Source organism: Leptothrix toolikensis (SeqCode), from assembly GCF_057922285.1.
In genome coordinates, this window is the sequence record NZ_JBYSVC010000061.1 from 1 (window position 1) to 14,741 (window position 14,741).

Here is a 14,741-nt window from a genome sequence, read left to right on the forward strand (position 1 = left end):
GGGTGGTTCACCAACGCATTGAACAGGGTGTTCACGGCCGGGAACATGTTGATGCGGTGCTTGCTGAGCGTCTTGACCAAGCCGGGGATGTCGCGCGGGTTGGGGATCAGGACATTGCTGCATCCCAGCCGGCAGCCGATGAAGTAGCAGATCGTCAGCGCGAAGATGTGATACAGCGGCAGCGCGCAGACCATCGTCAGATGCCGGTGGCCGATGGCGTCGATGCGTGGCCGAAACCAGGCTTCGCATTGCAGCGTGTTGGCCAGCACGTTGCGGTGCAGCAGCACGGCACCCTTCGACACGCCGGTGGTGCCGCCGGTGTATTGCAAGAAGGCGATGTCATCGAGCCCGATGGCCCGGCGCGTCAGGGTTTTGTGTTGGCCTTGGGCCAAGGCGGTGTTGAAGCGAATCACCTGCCGCTGGCTGCTGGAGGGCAGATCGAAGGCGGGCACCAGCTTGCGCACATGGCGCACGACAAAGTTCACCAACTGCTTGCGCGGGAAGGCCAGCATGTCGCCCATGGCGGCCAAGATCACGTGCTTGATGGGGGTGTGGTCGATGACTTGCGCCAAGGTGTGGGCGAAGTTCTCAAGAATGATGATGACGTCCGAGCCCGAGTCTTTGAGTTGATGCTCCAACTCACGCGGGGTGTAGAGCGGATTGACGTTGACCACCGTGTAGCCCGCGCGCAGCACCGCTGCAATCGCGACCAAATACTGCGGCACGTTGGGCATCATCAGTGCCACCCGCGCGCCCTTGGGCAGCCCCAAGCTTTGCAACCAAGCGCCCAAAGCCATCGAGTGGCTGTCGATGTCTTGATAGCGGAAAGACTGTTCCATGAACGATGCAGCCTCCAGCGGAGCATGTTCTCGGAAGGCGGTTTCGAGCAGATCCACCAAGCTCGTGTAGCCTGAAAGATCAATCTCAGCGGGAACGCCGACGGGGTACTGGCTCAGCCAAGGTTTGCGGGCGATGGTGTTCATGATGTCTCTCTCCAGGCAAGGCCGGCGGCTTAGGCCGCTTCGGTGGGGGATTGTTCGTCTTTGTCGGGTGGCGATCTCTCGGGGGTTTTCCTAGCGTCAGGGAATTTTGGACCCGGATGAGCTTCCATGATGCCCAGTTAAACTAAATACACCGTGATCCCTCATTCAGAGGTGTCGCGTTTCTCCATGACACTAAACATACGCTTGGGCTCAGTCCCCTTGTTGCGACTGGCTTTGACGACTTGGTTGGGGTTGTGCTTGTTGACCGGATGGGTGGTCGGGACGCAGATGGGTGGTGTTTGGGCCATGGTCGCGATGCTGGGGGTGGGGCTCGCGCCGGTCTGGCTGATCGGGGGCGTGGTGGCGTGGTCGGCCGTTCGGTGGCGTCACCAAGAGCCTGCGCTGGCCTCACGGTCTTGGACATGGGCCCACATCGGGTGGATGGAAGTGCGCTGGTGGTTGCGCTTGTTTTGCTGGCGCTTGCCGTTCAAGGAAAAAGACCAGCCCGATGCACGCAGCTACCCCGGCTTGCGCGGCGTGCTTTTCGTCCATGGCTACGGCAGCAATCGGGGGTTTTGGGCCGAATGGCAGGAGGCCCTGCATCGGCGCGGTCATGCCAGCATGAGCGTGAGCTTGGATCCAGTGATCGGCTCTATCGAAGCCTATGCCCCCCAAATCGAGCTGGCGGTCGAAGCCTTGGAAGCCAGCACAGGTTTATCGCCTTTGGTGGTCACCCACGGCATGGGGGGCGTGGCGGTGCGCGCTTGGTGGCGCTGGCAGCGGCGGCAAGGCATGTCGGCCGTCTTGGCCACGGAAAGGGTGCATGCGGTGGTGACGGTGGCTTGCCCACATCAGGGCTCTGCGCTGACCGCTTGGGGCTGGAGCTGCAAAGTCCGCCAGTTGAGCCCGGGCAGTGAGTGGTTGGCCGATTTGGCCGCTCAGGAGACCGTGGGCTGGCGCAGTCGCTTCGTGTGTGTGCATAGCGATGCCGATGTCACCTTGCTGCCCTTGTCCTTGGGGATCTTGCCGGATGCCAAGGTCTTGTCGCTGTCGGGGTGCGGCCATTGGCAAATGGCTTTCGAGCGGCCGGTACGTCGGGAGGTCTTGCGGCTGCTGCAAGAAAAACTGCCGGTGTGCGTTTCCTCTTTTGACATAGGGCCTCGGTAAAACCCCGACACCCACCACCGACACCCTATTCGGGGTGTGACGAGGGTAAGCACAGCGCATTTCTCTTGCCAGATGCAGCCGAGGCGATTAGATTGTAACAAGTTACCATTTTGTTACCTTTGATCCCAAGGAGTCCTCTCATGCTTTGGTTGTTCAACGTCTTGAAAGCCATGATCGTTTTGCTCGGGATCTTTGTGGGCTTGGCGTTTTTGTTGCCGAGCCACCGCCACGTGGAGCGCAGTCTCGATATTTCGGCACCTGTGCAACGGGTCTGGGGTTTGATTGCCGATCCGCAGCAATGGACGACTTGGTCGCCATGGTCCAGCAAAAATCCCACCTTGAAGGTGCGATTTGACGCGGCAGAGTCGCCCAAGCTATTGACCTACACGCTCACGTGGGTGGATATGGGCTCGCAAGCTAGAGGGGCTTTTCGATTGGAGCCCATGCCGCTGGGGACACGGATCACGTGGAGCCTCGATGCGGAGCTGGGGCACAACCCGATGATGCGTTGGTTCGGTTTGGCCTTGGATCGCTGGGTTGGCCGGGACTTGGAGTCCGGCTTGGCCCGCTTGGCGCTCATCAGCAAGGCTTAAGCGGGTTTGGCACGATACCCAGGCTGAACGAGGGGCTTTATCATCGCCCCCTTCATCTTTCCCAGAGCCCCGTCATGTTTGGTTTCACTGAAGAGCAAATCACCGATTTCGGCATGACCTTTGGGGTGGGTGCCTTCATCCTCTACATGTTGTTCATCGTCGGCAACCTCGCTTATCAATCGAAGGCGGGCAAGTTTGGCACCTTCATTCTCTTCGTCGTGCTGGCCTTCGGCATGGTCGGCTTCATCGCCAAGAGCGTGATCACGTGGTGGTGGGGCATCTAACCCACCCTCAAAGCACGTACTTCACCATCGGATGACTGGTCAAGGCGCGGTAAAGCGCGTCGAGTTGCTCGCGGCTGGTAGCGTGGATCGTGATCGTCAGACCGAGATAGGTGCCTTGGCTGCTCGGGCGTTGCTCCATCGTCGCCGGGTCAAACCCGGCATCAAATTGGCGCGCCACCGCTGCAATGGTTTCGGCAAAACCCGCCACTTGGGGCCCCATCACCTTGATGGGAAAAGCGCAAGGGTATTTGATCGGCGACTGTTCGGGGGAGATGCAGTTCTGGGTACTCATGGGGCAACGTCAAGGGATTGTTCGATGTGGGCTTGGCGGTAAGCCTGCGCCAAACGGGCATAGACCGGACCGGGGCGACCCCGTGCCGTGCCGTGTCCCACCGCCTCGCCGTCGAGGCGGGTGACGGCCAGCGGTTCGCGGTCCGTGTGGTTGAGCAAAATCTCGCTGGCGCTGTGTAGTTCGGTGGCGGTGATGGGGCGCAGATGGCAAGCGATGCCCGCGTTTTCGGCCAGTTCACGCAGCCCATCGACCGGCGTATCTCCGGGGCGATACACCGATGTCGGGCCGCCGATCAAGGCATCTTCAAACACGATCCAGACATCAGCGAGCGCGCCGCCGGTGACATCCACCCGGCCATGGCCGTGATCGCGCAGCAAGATCGTCTCGACCCCTCCTTGGTCATGCGCCAATTGATGCGCCATGAAGTGACCCAAGAGGGAGGTTGAGCCCATGTCACGGCGGTCCCAGAGAAAGTCCGGGGCGGTGATGCAGGCCACGCCGTGATGGCGCATCTCGGCGCTGGGGGTTGAAGCGGGCTCGCTCATCAGGAACACGCTGGGGGGTAGGCCTTGCACCAAGCTGGGTTGCAAGTCGTGCGACTGCAAGGCCCGGCCCCGCGTGACGTGGATGTGCAGGCGCTGTTCGGCACCACCCGCCCGGCTGATGAGCTCACGCAGCAAGGCCAGCCAGCCCGCGCGGTCAAAGGGGTTGGGGATACGGGCCACGGCCAAGGCGTGTTCTAGCTGGGCCATGTGAGCGTCAAAGCGAAACAGCCGCAGCGCATGAACAGCCAGCGCCTCATGGATGCCGTCACCGAAAAGGAAACCTCGGTCGAGGACGGAAATCTGCGCGGTACCCAAGGTACACCACGCCCCGTTGAGGTAGCAGGGGCTGTCGTTCAGGATGACTTTCGTGGCAGGCATGACGCTTTCCTCCTCAGGACCGATGGTTTTGTACGCGGTGGTCGTACGGTTTACTTCAGGAACAGTCGCAGGCTATCCCATAAACGGCCCACCACACCAGCCACCGGCACGGCTTCGATGACCGTGAGCGGCACTTCAGCGGTGGGCTGACCGGGGGCACTTATTTTCAGCACACCGATGCGTTGACCGACTTCTAGCGGCGCGATGAGCGGATCGGTGCGGGTCAGTTCGGTTTTGATCTGTTGGCCCATCCCTCGGGGCACCAAGGCGTAGACCGGGGTGAGGGAGCCGAGCAGGGCGGTGGACTTGGCACCCTTCCAGACTGGGGCGGTGCTGATCGTCTGGCGGGCATCGAACAACTTGATCATGTCGAAGTTGGCGTAGCCCCAGTTGAGCAGCTTCTGGCTCTCATTGGCACGCGCTTCCTTAGACGCTGCGCCCAAGACCACCGAGATCAGCCGGCGCGCCCCGTTGGGCAAGTCGCGCTTGGCGCTGGCGATCAGGCAGTAGCCGGCGGCGTCGGTGTAGCCGGTCTTGAGGCCATCGACGCTTGGGTCGCGCCAAAGCAGCAAGTTGCGGTTGCCTTGGGTGATTTTGTTGTAGGTGAATTCCTTTTGCCGGTAGTAACCGACCCGCTCGGGGAAATCGGTCAGCAGCCGGGCGGCGATGATGGCCAGCTCGCGCGCGGTGCTGACATGACCTGCCGCTGGCAAGCCTTCCGGGTTCTTGAACTGGGTGTTCTTCAAGCCAAAGGCCAAGGCTTGGCGGTTCATGCGCTCGACAAAGGCTTCCACCGAGCCGCCAACCGCTTCGGCCAGCAAGACGGTGGCGTCATTGCCACTTTGGATGATCATGCCCCGGATCAAGTCTTCGACCGCCACCCGCGTACCCACTTGGATGAACATGCGCGAGGACTCGGTCATGCCGGTGCGCCAAGCGCGCTCTGAGACCACCAGTTCTTGTTGCAAGGTGAGTTGATGTTGCTCCAAGGCTTGGAAGACCAAGTAGGCGGTCATCAGCTTGGTGAGCGAAGCTGGCTCGACGGCGGTGTCGGCTTCGCGGCTGGCCAACACTTGACCAGCGGTCACATCCAGCAGCACGTAAGCGCGGGCCGCGATTTCTGGGGCTTGCAGGGCTTGGGCATGGCTGGTGGGCACACACACGAGGCCCATCAAGAGGCTCAGGCAAAGGATCAGGAGACGATTCATCGGGGCGGCAAAGGCGAAGCAAGCAGAGCTTGGGATGGGGCGTGCCAACTGCGCACGATCACGTCGCGCAGCTGGGGCAATTGACCATGAAAAAAGTGACCCACGCCGGGCATCACCACCACCGGCAGGTGTTGGGGGCGAGCCCAATTGAGGGTGGCGCTGAGCGGCACGACCTCGTCGGTTTCGCCGTGGATCACCAAGGTGTTGGCGGGGACGTTGGCCGGGGTGGCGCGCTGGGTGGAGGGGCCGACGAGGATCAGTCGCTCGGCTTGGTCGTCGCCGCTGAGCTTTTCGGCGGCCAAGGTGGTGACGTAGGCCCCGAAAGAAAAACCGGCCAAGACCAGCGGCACGTTCGGCATGCGGTGCGCGGCGATCACGGCCAGCATGTCTTCACATTCGCCCAGACCTTCGGCGTGCTTACCCTCGGTGGCCCCCACGCCCCGGAAGTTAAAGCGCACGCAGCTGTAGCCGAGTTGCAGCAACGCACGCGCCACGGTTTGCACCACCTTGTTGTCCATCGTGCCGCCAAACAGCGGATGCGGATGGGCAATCACGGCCACGCCGCGCCGCGCTGTGCTGGCGGCGGGTATGTCCAAGGCGCACTCAATCAGCCCGACCGGACCGGGGCAAAGCAGGCGTTGGGTATGCGCGTTCATGGGATATCTGGGGGGCTTGGGTGACGCCGGCGTTCAATGTCCGACGTCATCAGGCAGCAAGAGACGTTCGACGATTTGGCCCTTTTTGAGGTGGCTGTCGATGATCTCGTCGATGTCGGCCTTGTCCACAAAGGTGTACCAAACCCCTTCGGGGTAGACCACTGCCACGGGGGCACCCGCGCAGCGGTCCAAACAGCCCGCCCGGTTGACGCGGACTTGGCCGGGACCGGCGAGGCCTTCGGCCTTGACGCGCATCTTGCAGTGTTCGAAGGCCGCCTCTGCGCCTTGGTCTGCACAGCACGCTTGGCTATCGCGCTGGTTCAGGCAGAAAAAGATGTGGTGTGGGTAATAAGGCGTGGATTCAGCCGGTGGGGCCGTGGGGAGGGTGTTCATGGCGCGATTGTAGAAAGGTCGGTGCTGCCGCAGTCGCCGAATGCGCGATTTCAGCCCCGCCCGCAAGGCGGTAGATCAAAAAAGCCATCGCCGCGAAAGGCCAGCCCCAACCCAGCCATTCGGCCACGCCGTGCAAGCGGATAAAGCGCCCTTGTTCCCAGCTTTGCAAGCTGAGGGCGAAATAGGGGTCGTTGGGGATTTGGTTCACAAAATCGATCAAAAGCGTCAGAGCAATCAGGCCGATGGCCGCGACCAAGCGGCGCGGTAACCAAGCCAGGCCTGCGCCCAAAAGCAGACCCAAGCCGAGGCCTGACGGCACGGCAGGGGTGATCCAAGCCAAGGCATGGTCCGGGCCGAAATTGAGGGCCGTAGAAAAAGTGGTGGCCATCAGGCCTGCGCTGATCAGGGCCACCATCAAGGCCAAGCGCCGGCGCAGGCTGCGGCTCATCTCAAAGGCGACAAAGCAAGGGGCGAGCACCCCCAAGGCGATGGCGACCATTTCTGTGCCGAGGGTCATGCCATCGCTGGGCAAAGGTTGCGGCACCCAGTCGGCCCAAGGGGTATCGGCCAGCAGCTCGATGACGGCTTCGCTCAAGTGGCTCAGGCCTTGGCCCATCCCCAAGGGCAAGGGCGGTGGAAACAACAGGGCAATCGGCCAAGACAGCAGCAGGGCGATGCCCACGGTGCCATGGGGCAACAACCAAGCGTCGCGCAAGGTTTGCCAGCGCAACAGCCAACCGGCGCGGTTGAGCAGCAAGGCGATGAGCGCGCCGCCGCAGGTGCCCAGACTGTTCATGGCCAAGTCGAGGCGCGAAGGCACGCGCATGGGGAGGAAGTTTTGGGTCCACTCCATCAACAGCGATAGCAAGCACCCAGCCAGCGTGGCTTTGAGGGCCGCCCACCTGCCACGATCCCCCGCGCGCAACCCGCCCACCGTCATCAGCAGGCCCAGCGGGACATAGGCCAAGAGGTTGCTCCAGAGGTCAAAGTGCGAAGAGTGGGGCTTGGGCAGCCACAGCAGACTGAGCCAGTCCGATGTCGAGGAGCGCCAGCCACTGAACGGGTGCAGGCTGGCGTAGACGATCAGGCCAATCCAGATCCACGCCACCGGCCACGCCGAGGAGTGATAGCGCTCAGGGGTTGAGACGGGTGTGAGGGCCATGGCGGCGGCCCATGTTCAGAACGGTTTGATGACCACCAACACGACGATGGCGGCAAAGAGCAAGACCGAGCCTTCGTTGTAAACCCGAAACCAGCGGTGCGAACGCTGGTTGGTTTGGCGTTTGAATTGCCCCAGCAGGCGTTGGTTGTAGACGTGATAGCCGACCACCGCCGCCACCAACGTCAGCTTGGCATGCAACCAAGCGTGCGGGCCGTTTTGTCCGCTACGCAGCGACCAGAGGTCGTAACCCAGCCACAGGCCCAGGCCGCTGAGCAAAGCGATCAGCATCAGCCCGTGTGAGAAGCGTTGCAGCTTGGCCGCCATCAGCAGCAGCCGTTCGCGTTCAGCGTGGCTGTCGGGCTCCACCATGGCCAAGTTGACGAACAAGCGTGGCAAGTAAAACAGCCCGGCAAACCAGCTGGCGATGAAGACGATGTGCAGGGCTTTGAGCCAGAGATAGGGCATGGGGCGTGATGAAAATGGGTCTGCGTCAGTGTCGCACAGCCCTTAGAGAATCCGGCGCGGGTGGGCCAGGGCTTCGTGGGCGGCGTGCAAGCGGCGCACCAGCACCTTGATAAAGGCCTGATCGAACAGCGGTTTGCAGCTGGCGCTGAGTTGGGCGAGGGATTCGGGCGTGAAGGACATGGTGGTGGCGGTTTCAGTGACGATCACATCGACGCTGCGCACGCGCATTTCTGGGTTCGGTGCCAAGTAGGCCATCTCACCCACCGTGGTGCCTGCGGCCAAATGGGCGACGCGCTGGCCTTCGCGGTAGATCTCGACCGCACCGCTGGCGATGATGTGAAAGGTTGGATCTGTTTCACCCTTGCGCGACAGGGTGGTGCCGGGGCGAAAGCGTTGCCAATGGGCGCGGCGCACCACTTCCCACAGCGCCACGTCATCAAAGCCGACAAAAAACTCCAAGCTGCGCAGCAAATGGAAGCGTTCTGAGTCGAGCACATCTTGGGTCGAGGTGTTGTCGCCCACCGTGTGGCTGCTGCGCACCAGCGCCGAGAGCGCCTCGGCAAATTGGTCCCAGTCGGCGTAGCGATCAGCAGCTTTTTTGGCCAAGGCGCGCCGCACCACCGTATCGAAGGCTTCGGTGACATCGGAGCGCACGCCGATCAGGCTCGGGACGGGATCAAAGCAAACTTGATGCATCAAGCTCGCCTGACTGCTACCGATGAAGGGCGGTCGGCCGGCAAGAAGATGAAAGAGCACCGCGCCCAAGCCATACATGTCGGCGCGGCAGTCCAAATCGTCGCCGTCGAGTTGTTCGGGCGACATGTAGGCCAGCGAGCCGACCCGGAACACCTGCGTGGCGTCGGAGCGTAGGTTCAAGACGCTGCCGAAATCGCTGATGCGCACATCGTCGATGTGCTGGTCGTGCGCCACCACCAAGATGTTGGCCGGTTTGATGTCACGGTGGATCAGCCCTTGGCGGAAACAGTAGTTCAGGGCCATGGCGCACTTAAAGCCGATTTCGACGATCTGATCCAGCGGCAGCCATTGGTCGGGGCGGCAATAGGTTTTGAGCGTCGTACCGGGCACGTAATCCATCACCAGATAGGCTCCGCCGGGATCGGCCACGGCGTCGTGGATGCGCACGACATTGGGATGGTTGAGTCGCCCTGCCAAGGCGGCTTCCGAGGCGAAAAAATGCTCGAAGACGTTGTCGGCGACTGTGCTGCCTTGCATGTGCAAGCGCATGCGCTTGATGGCCACATCCTCGTTTTTGAACGGATCGTGGCAGAGAAAAACCTCGCTCGTGGCCCCTTCACCCAAGCGTTGCAGGACTTGATATTTGCCGATGCGCTCAGGCAGGGCGGTGGAGCTGGCTGAGGAGCTAAGGATGGGCGAGGTATTCATGATCAGCGTCGTTGTACCCGACCCGTAGAATCCCGGCATGATTCAAGCCAAAAAAGAACTGCTTGCCGCGCTGGGTGAGGCGCTGGTTGAACTGGTGCCCGGTTCCACGCTCGCCCCCGCTTTCGAAAACCCCAAACAAGCCGCCCACGGCGACTTGGCCTGTACCGCCGCCATGCAGCTCGCGCGGCCGCTCAAGCGCAATCCGCGCGAGCTGGCGCAGCAGCTCATCGCCGCCTTGTCGGCCAAGCCTGCTTTTGAGCGTTGGGTCGATGCGATGGAGATCGCCGGCCCGGGGTTCATCAACCTGCGCCTCAAGCCTGCCGCCCGCCAAGGCGTGGTCGCTTCGGTGCTGGGCGAGGGTGACGCCTTTGGCCGCGCCCCGGTCCAAGACAGCGGCGTGATGGTCGAATTTGTCTCGGCCAACCCGACCGGCCCGCTGCACGTCGGCCACGGCCGCCAAGCGGCGCTGGGAGATGCGCTGTGCAACGTCTTCGAGACCCAAGGCCTGCGGGTGTTGCGCGAGTTCTATTACAACGACGCCGGGGTGCAGATTCAAACCTTGGCGCTTTCGACCAAGGCGCGCATTGATGGCCTCAAGCCCGGTGACGCAGGCTGGCCGGAGTCGGCCTACAACGGCGACTACATCGCTGACATCGCCGCCGACTACCTGGCCGGTAAGACGGTCGAGGCCGATGACCGCACCTTCACCGCTTCGGGTGATCCGCAGGATCTGGACAACATCCGCGAATTCGCCGTGGCCTATCTGCGCCACGAGCAGGATCTGGACCTCAAAGCCTTCGGGGTGCGCTTCGACAACTACTACCTAGAGTCAAGCCTCTACACCAGCGGGCGCGTGGCGGCGGCGGTGCAGCGCCTGAGCGAGGCTGGCAAGACCTTTGAGCACGAGGGTGCGCTGTGGCTGCGCACCACCGACTACGGTGACGACAAAGACCGCGTGATGCGCAAGTCCGACGGCGGTTTCACCTACTTTGTGCCCGATGTGGCCTATCACATCACCAAGTGGGAACGGGGCTACGCCCGCGCCATCAACATCCAAGGCACCGACCACCACGGCACCATCGCCCGGGTGCGGGCCGGCTTGCAGGCTGCGGGCTTGGGCATTCCGGCGGGTTTTCCGGATTACATCCTGCACACCATGGTGCGGGTGATGCGCGGCGGCGAGGAGGTCAAGATCTCCAAGCGCGCCGGCTCTTACGTGACCTTGCGTGACTTGATCGAGTGGACCAGCAAGGACGCGGTGCGTTTCTTCCTGATCAGCCGCAAGGCCGATACCGAATACACCTTCGATGTCGATTTGGCGCTGCAAAAGAACGACGAAAACCCGGTGTTCTATGTCCAGTACGCCCACGCGCGCATCTGCTCGGTGTTGGACCAATGGAGCCAAACCCGGGGCGGCGATCAAGCGGCCTTGGCCCAAGCGGACTTGAGTCTGCTGGTGGCACCGAGCGAAGCCACCTTGATGAACAAGCTGGCCGACTACCCCGAGATGCTGGGGCGGGCGGCGGCCGATTTGGCACCGCACGACGTGGCTTTTTACCTGCGCGATCTGGCCGGGTTGTTCCACGGCTATTACTCGGCCGAGCGTTTCTTGGTGGATGACGCCGCCTTGAGCCGGGCGCGTATGGCTTTGCTGGCTGCCACCGCCCAAGTGCTGCGCTCCGCGCTGGCGCTGCTTGGGGTGAGCGCCCCACGCAAGATGTGACCCACGCAAGGATCGACGACATGACAGAGACAGTGAAGGCGGGCCGCAACGGTTTCATGCTTGGGCTTGGGCTGGGCATCTTGCTTGGCTTGGCGGTGGCCCTGGTGCTGGCGATCTACATCACCAAGGCCCCCGTGCCGTTCTTGGACAAAGTGCCGCAGCGCACCGCCGAGCAAGACGTGGCAGAAGTTGAAAAGAACCGCAATTGGGATCCGAACACGCAGCTCCATGGCAAAGCGGCCTCAGCGGTCGGTATGGCAGCGAGCTATGTCGCGGCCTCGGTGGCGAGCGCTGCGAGTTCTGTCGGTGTGGCGGCCAGTGCCGGGGGTTGGATGTTGCGTGCGGCCAGTGCCGTGTCAGCCCAAGCTGGGCCTGATCCGTTTCAGTACTACATCCAAGTCGGGGCCTATGCCCACAACGAGGATGCGGAGCAGCAACGGGCCAAGCTGGCCATGTCGGGTCTGACCGCACGTGTGACTGAGCGAGAACAGACCGGCCGAACGGTGTACCGGGTGCGCATCGGGCCTTTTGAGGCCCGTGACGAAGCCGAAGCGGTACGCGGTCAAGCCGCAGAGGCTGGCTATCGGGATGCCACCTTGGTCCCCGTGCCGCGCTAAGGCGCTGTCCCCAGCAGTGCAATGCAAAGAGCAAAGGAATTTTTCAACATGGATCGTCGCAACTTCATCGCCAAGAGCACCCAAGGGGTGGTGGGTACATGGCTGGCATCGAACGGTGTCGCTGCTTTTGCCCAAGGCAACTTCCAAGAAGGCAGGCACTATCAGCGCCTCGCCCAGCCGCTGCCGGTGACGGTGCCCAAGGGCAAGATCGAGGTGGTCGAGTTCTTCTGGTACGGCTGCCCGCATTGCAATGCTTTCGAGCCGAGCTTGGGGGAATGGCTGCGCAAGCTGCCGGCCGATGTGAGCTTCAGGCGCGTTCACGTGGCGTTCCGACCGGCTTTTGAGCCGCAGCAAAAGCTCTACGCCACGCTCGAAGCCATGGACAAGGTTGAGCCGGTGCATCGCAAGGTGTTTCAAGCCATCCATCAAAACGGGGCGCATCTGGATCGCCCTGAGGCCATCATTGATTTCGTCGTCGCTCAAGGCTTGGATCGCAAGGCCTTCACCGACATGTACAACTCTTTTGGCGTGCAGACCAAGGTGCGCCAAGGCAAGCAGTTGTCCGAGGCCTACAAGATCGACGGCGTACCAGCGCTGGGCATCCATGGCCGCTTCCTGACCTCGCCCTCGATGGCGGGTGCAGGTTTGCCTGAGACCGAAGAGCAGGTGCGGGTGTTGACGCTGGCCGATCAACTGATTGATCGCATCCGCAAGGGCGGCTGATCGAGATGATGAGCACGAGTCGGAAGGTGTCTTCTCTTCGCAGCGGCTTGCTTGCGCTGATGCTGTTGGGCGCAGGGTCCGCCTGGGCGCAGAAAACGGCCAACGCCGGGCAGCCCGCCTTGTTGTTTTCGGCCGATCAATTGCGCATTGACGACAAGCAAAAGCTGCGGGTCTTGAGCGGTCGGGTGGAGATCAGCCGAGGCGGGATGCAAATCCACGCGGGCGAGGTCGAGTTGCGTACCACCCCTCAAGGCGAGCACGTGCTCGCCTTGGGCCAAGACGGTGTGCCCGCGCGCTTTGAGCAAAAGCGCGAAGGCCGCGAAAGCCTTGAGGGCGACGAACGTGTCGAGGGCCAAGCCATGCAGGTGGAGTACGACGCCACCACGGGCACCGTGAAGTTATCGGGCCAAGCGGTGCTGCGCCGTTGGCGCGGTGCGGTGCTGGCCGACGAGATGGCCGGTCACACCATCGCCTACGACCATGACCGCGAAGTGTGGGAAGTGCTGGGCACAGCGTCTTCGGCGGGGGTCAAGGGGGGCCGGGTGCGCGGGCTGGTTTCACCGCGTGAAGCAGCCCCAGCGGCTTCAGCGGTCTCTGCGGCTTCAGCCCCTGCGGTGCCCAAGGGGGATCGACGTTGACCGGGCCACAGGAGGGCGTGAATCCCGCCAGCCGCTTGGTGGTGAACGGCTTGCAAAAGCGCTACGGCGCACGCCAAGTGGTGAAGAACGTCCATCTGGCGGTGGGCAGCGGTGAGGTCATCGGCTTGCTTGGCCCCAACGGCGCAGGCAAGACCACCAGTTTTTACATGATCGTCGGCTTGGTGCGCGCCGATGCCGGCTCGATTGAGCTGGATGGTCGCTCGGTCGAGCACTTGCCGATCCATCAGCGTGCGCGGCTCGGCTTGTCGTATCTGCCGCAGGAAGCCTCGATCTTTCGCCGCCTGTCGGTGCAAGACAACATCCGTGCGGTGCTGGAGTTGCAGTACGGCCCCAACGGTAAAGCCTTGAGCACGGCGCAGGTCAACGAGCGTTTGGATGGCTTGCTGGCCGATTTGTCGATTGAGCGTTTGCGCCACAGCCCCGCCTTGGCCTTGTCGGGCGGCGAGCGCCGGCGGGTGGAAATCGCCCGGGCCTTGGCCACGCAACCGCGTTTTATCTTGCTGGATGAACCGTTTGCCGGTGTGGACCCGATCGCTGTGATCGAGATCCAGCGCAATATCGCTTTCCTGCGGGCGCGTGGCATCGGGGTGCTTATCACCGACCACAACGTCCGCGAAACCCTGGGTATTTGTGATCGCGCTTACATCATCAGTGAAGGCAGCGTGCTGGCCGAAGGCACGCCCGCAGAGATTGTTGAAAACACCGAAGTCCGCAAGGTCTACCTCGGTGAGCATTTCCGCATGTAAGCGTGGCAAGGTGCGGTGATGAAAGCCTCCCTCCAGGTTCGCCTGTCACAACACCTGGCGCTGACACCGCAGCTTCAGCAGTCGATCCGGCTGCTGCAACTCTCGACCCTGGAGTTGCAGCAAGAGGTCGAGCAAATGCTCGAACAAAATCCGTTCCTCGATGTCGAAGAAGACGCTTCGCTGCCGTCCCTGGAAGCTTCCGCCTTGCCCGAGCGGGTGAGCCCGCGTGATGAAAGTACCGAAGCGGACACGCCGCGTCTTGATCAGCTCGACCAAGGTGTGACGGCGCGCGACGACTGGGAAAACGGCACCGAGCAAGACGATTTCGACGGCATCGCCGATCTGCCCAGCCTGCGCCAAGCCGGTTCTGGCACCGATGAAGACGCCGACGACTGGCGCGAACGCACAGCGGCGAGCGCCTCGCTGGCCGACCATTTGCGCGTGCAGGTGGCGGGCCTGCGGCTTTCGGCCGAAGAGGCTTTTTTGGTCGAAGCGCTGATCGAGTCGCTCAACGACGACGGCTATCTGGCCGACCCGCTCGAAGAGATTCACACCCGGCTTTGGGAGGGCTTGCTGCTGCAAGACGCGACGGCCGCTTTGTCGTTTGAAGACGCCCAAGCGCTGCGCGAAGCCTTGATGGATCAGCTGCGCTGCGCCTTGCATTGGTTGCAGAGCCTGGAGCCCACGGGGGTGGGGGCACGTAACTTGAGCGAATGCTTGCAGCTGCAACTGCGCCAGCACGT

The 14,741-nt window shown here is 62.3% G+C and carries 18 protein-coding genes; 9 read left to right on the forward strand and 9 right to left on the reverse strand.

The window, feature by feature from the left end; translation table 11 throughout:
• The coding region (locus tag AC3VI7_RS09430) for an AMP-binding protein (RefSeq protein ID WP_489671481.1) at positions 1-983 on the reverse strand (983 nt) is incomplete at its 3' end.
• Positions 984-1,169: 186 nt separating this feature from the next.
• Here AC3VI7_RS09430 and AC3VI7_RS09435 point away from each other — a divergent pair.
• From AC3VI7_RS09435 to AC3VI7_RS09445, 3 genes are all read left to right on the forward strand, one after another.
• Complete coding sequence (locus AC3VI7_RS09435) at positions 1,170-2,150, forward strand: esterase/lipase family protein (RefSeq protein ID WP_489668330.1); 981 nt, start codon at positions 1,170-1,172, stop codon at positions 2,148-2,150.
• 140 nt (positions 2,151-2,290) lie between these two features.
• Positions 2,291-2,743: an SRPBCC family protein gene (locus AC3VI7_RS09440; RefSeq protein WP_489668331.1), complete on the forward strand. Its 453-nt coding sequence runs from the start codon at positions 2,291-2,293 to the stop codon at positions 2,741-2,743.
• Positions 2,744-2,817: 74 nt separating this feature from the next.
• On the forward strand, positions 2,818-3,027 hold the full coding sequence (locus AC3VI7_RS09445; RefSeq protein WP_489668332.1) for a DUF2788 domain-containing protein: 210 nt from the start codon (positions 2,818-2,820) through the stop codon (positions 3,025-3,027).
• Positions 3,028-3,034: 7 nt separating this feature from the next.
• On the opposite strand, the gene AC3VI7_RS09450 is transcribed toward AC3VI7_RS09445, so the two are convergent.
• From AC3VI7_RS09450 to AC3VI7_RS09485, 8 genes are read right to left on the reverse strand one after another with little or no spacing between them, the layout of a single operon-like run.
• Positions 3,035-3,319, reverse strand: a complete 285-nt coding sequence (locus tag AC3VI7_RS09450) for a DUF493 family protein (protein WP_489668333.1) — start codon at positions 3,317-3,319, stop codon at positions 3,035-3,037.
• Positions 3,316-4,242: an aminotransferase class IV gene (locus AC3VI7_RS09455; protein ID WP_489668334.1), complete on the reverse strand. Its 927-nt coding sequence runs from the start codon at positions 4,240-4,242 to the stop codon at positions 3,316-3,318. Before AC3VI7_RS09455 ends, AC3VI7_RS09450 begins: the two co-directional genes overlap by 4 nt.
• 50 nt (positions 4,243-4,292) lie before the next feature.
• Positions 4,293-5,450 carry a D-alanyl-D-alanine carboxypeptidase family protein gene (locus AC3VI7_RS09460; RefSeq protein WP_489668335.1) on the reverse strand — a complete coding sequence of 386 codons (1,158 nt, stop codon included), beginning with the start codon at positions 5,448-5,450 and terminating at the stop codon, positions 4,293-4,295.
• A complete protein-coding gene (locus AC3VI7_RS09465; protein WP_489668336.1) occupies positions 5,447-6,106 on the reverse strand; it encodes an alpha/beta hydrolase in 660 nt (219 codons plus the stop codon). The genes AC3VI7_RS09460 and AC3VI7_RS09465 overlap by 4 nt, the downstream gene beginning before the upstream one ends.
• 33 nt (positions 6,107-6,139) lie before the next feature.
• Entirely contained in the window at positions 6,140-6,499 is a 360-nt protein-coding gene (locus AC3VI7_RS09470) for a (2Fe-2S) ferredoxin domain-containing protein (RefSeq protein WP_489668337.1), read from the reverse strand.
• Positions 6,468-7,661, reverse strand: a complete 1,194-nt coding sequence (locus AC3VI7_RS09475; RefSeq protein ID WP_489668338.1) for a VanZ family protein — start codon at positions 7,659-7,661, stop codon at positions 6,468-6,470. The genes AC3VI7_RS09470 and AC3VI7_RS09475 overlap by 32 nt, the downstream gene beginning before the upstream one ends.
• A 15-nt stretch (positions 7,662-7,676) precedes the next feature.
• Entirely contained in the window at positions 7,677-8,126 is a 450-nt protein-coding gene (locus tag AC3VI7_RS09480; protein ID WP_489668339.1) for a CopD family protein, read from the reverse strand.
• Positions 8,127-8,168: 42 nt separating this feature from the next.
• A complete protein-coding gene (locus tag AC3VI7_RS09485) occupies positions 8,169-9,530 on the reverse strand; it encodes a serine/threonine-protein kinase (RefSeq protein WP_489668340.1) in 1,362 nt (453 codons plus the stop codon).
• A gap of 37 nt (positions 9,531-9,567) precedes the next feature.
• On the opposite strand from AC3VI7_RS09485, the gene argS reads away from it, so the two are divergent.
• The 6 genes from argS to AC3VI7_RS09515 all read left to right on the forward strand — a co-directional run.
• A complete protein-coding gene (gene argS, locus AC3VI7_RS09490; RefSeq protein WP_489668341.1) occupies positions 9,568-11,253 on the forward strand; it encodes an arginine--tRNA ligase in 1,686 nt (561 codons plus the stop codon).
• 20 nt (positions 11,254-11,273) lie between these two features.
• Positions 11,274-11,870 carry an SPOR domain-containing protein gene (locus AC3VI7_RS09495; protein WP_489668342.1) on the forward strand — a complete coding sequence of 199 codons (597 nt, stop codon included), beginning with the start codon at positions 11,274-11,276 and terminating at the stop codon, positions 11,868-11,870.
• A gap of 48 nt (positions 11,871-11,918) precedes the next feature.
• Positions 11,919-12,593, forward strand: coding sequence for a thiol:disulfide interchange protein DsbA/DsbL (locus AC3VI7_RS09500; RefSeq protein ID WP_489668343.1), 675 nt, complete (start codon positions 11,919-11,921; stop codon positions 12,591-12,593).
• Between the two features lie 26 nt (positions 12,594-12,619).
• On the forward strand, positions 12,620-13,231 hold the full coding sequence (locus AC3VI7_RS09505) for an LptA/OstA family protein (protein WP_489668344.1): 612 nt from the start codon (positions 12,620-12,622) through the stop codon (positions 13,229-13,231).
• The gene (lptB, locus tag AC3VI7_RS09510) at positions 13,228-13,998 is read left to right on the forward strand and encodes an LPS export ABC transporter ATP-binding protein (protein WP_489668345.1); all 771 of its coding nucleotides are present in this window, start codon (positions 13,228-13,230) and stop codon (positions 13,996-13,998) included. The genes AC3VI7_RS09505 and lptB overlap by 4 nt, the downstream gene beginning before the upstream one ends.
• Before the next feature lie 18 nt (positions 13,999-14,016).
• A partial coding sequence (locus AC3VI7_RS09515) for an RNA polymerase factor sigma-54 (protein ID WP_489671482.1) occupies positions 14,017-14,741 on the forward strand: 725 nt, incomplete at its 3' end.

Bases quoted from the DNA above. Each gene is read 5' to 3' on its own strand.
- AC3VI7_RS09445 (WP_489668332.1), top strand. From the start codon at position 2,818: ATGTTTGGTTTCACTGAAGAGCAAATCACCGATTTCGGCATGACCTTT.
- AC3VI7_RS09465 (WP_489668336.1), bottom strand. From the start codon at position 6,106: ATGAACGCGCATACCCAACGCCTGCTTTGCCCCGGTCCGGTCGGGCTG.
- AC3VI7_RS09455 (WP_489668334.1), bottom strand. From the start codon at position 4,242: ATGCCTGCCACGAAAGTCATCCTGAACGACAGCCCCTGCTACCTCAAC.
- AC3VI7_RS09460 (WP_489668335.1), bottom strand. From the start codon at position 5,450: ATGAATCGTCTCCTGATCCTTTGCCTGAGCCTCTTGATGGGCCTCGTG.
- AC3VI7_RS09435 (WP_489668330.1), top strand. From the start codon at position 1,170: ATGACACTAAACATACGCTTGGGCTCAGTCCCCTTGTTGCGACTGGCT.
- AC3VI7_RS09480 (WP_489668339.1), bottom strand. From the start codon at position 8,126: ATGCCCTATCTCTGGCTCAAAGCCCTGCACATCGTCTTCATCGCCAGC.
- argS (WP_489668341.1), top strand. From the start codon at position 9,568: ATGATTCAAGCCAAAAAAGAACTGCTTGCCGCGCTGGGTGAGGCGCTG.
- AC3VI7_RS09475 (WP_489668338.1), bottom strand. From the start codon at position 7,661: ATGGCCCTCACACCCGTCTCAACCCCTGAGCGCTATCACTCCTCGGCG.
- AC3VI7_RS09485 (WP_489668340.1), bottom strand. From the start codon at position 9,530: ATGAATACCTCGCCCATCCTTAGCTCCTCAGCCAGCTCCACCGCCCTG.
- AC3VI7_RS09500 (WP_489668343.1), top strand. From the start codon at position 11,919: ATGGATCGTCGCAACTTCATCGCCAAGAGCACCCAAGGGGTGGTGGGT.
- AC3VI7_RS09440 (WP_489668331.1), top strand. From the start codon at position 2,291: ATGCTTTGGTTGTTCAACGTCTTGAAAGCCATGATCGTTTTGCTCGGG.
- AC3VI7_RS09450 (WP_489668333.1), bottom strand. From the start codon at position 3,319: ATGAGTACCCAGAACTGCATCTCCCCCGAACAGTCGCCGATCAAATAC.
- AC3VI7_RS09495 (WP_489668342.1), top strand. From the start codon at position 11,274: ATGACAGAGACAGTGAAGGCGGGCCGCAACGGTTTCATGCTTGGGCTT.
- AC3VI7_RS09470 (WP_489668337.1), bottom strand. From the start codon at position 6,499: ATGAACACCCTCCCCACGGCCCCACCGGCTGAATCCACGCCTTATTAC.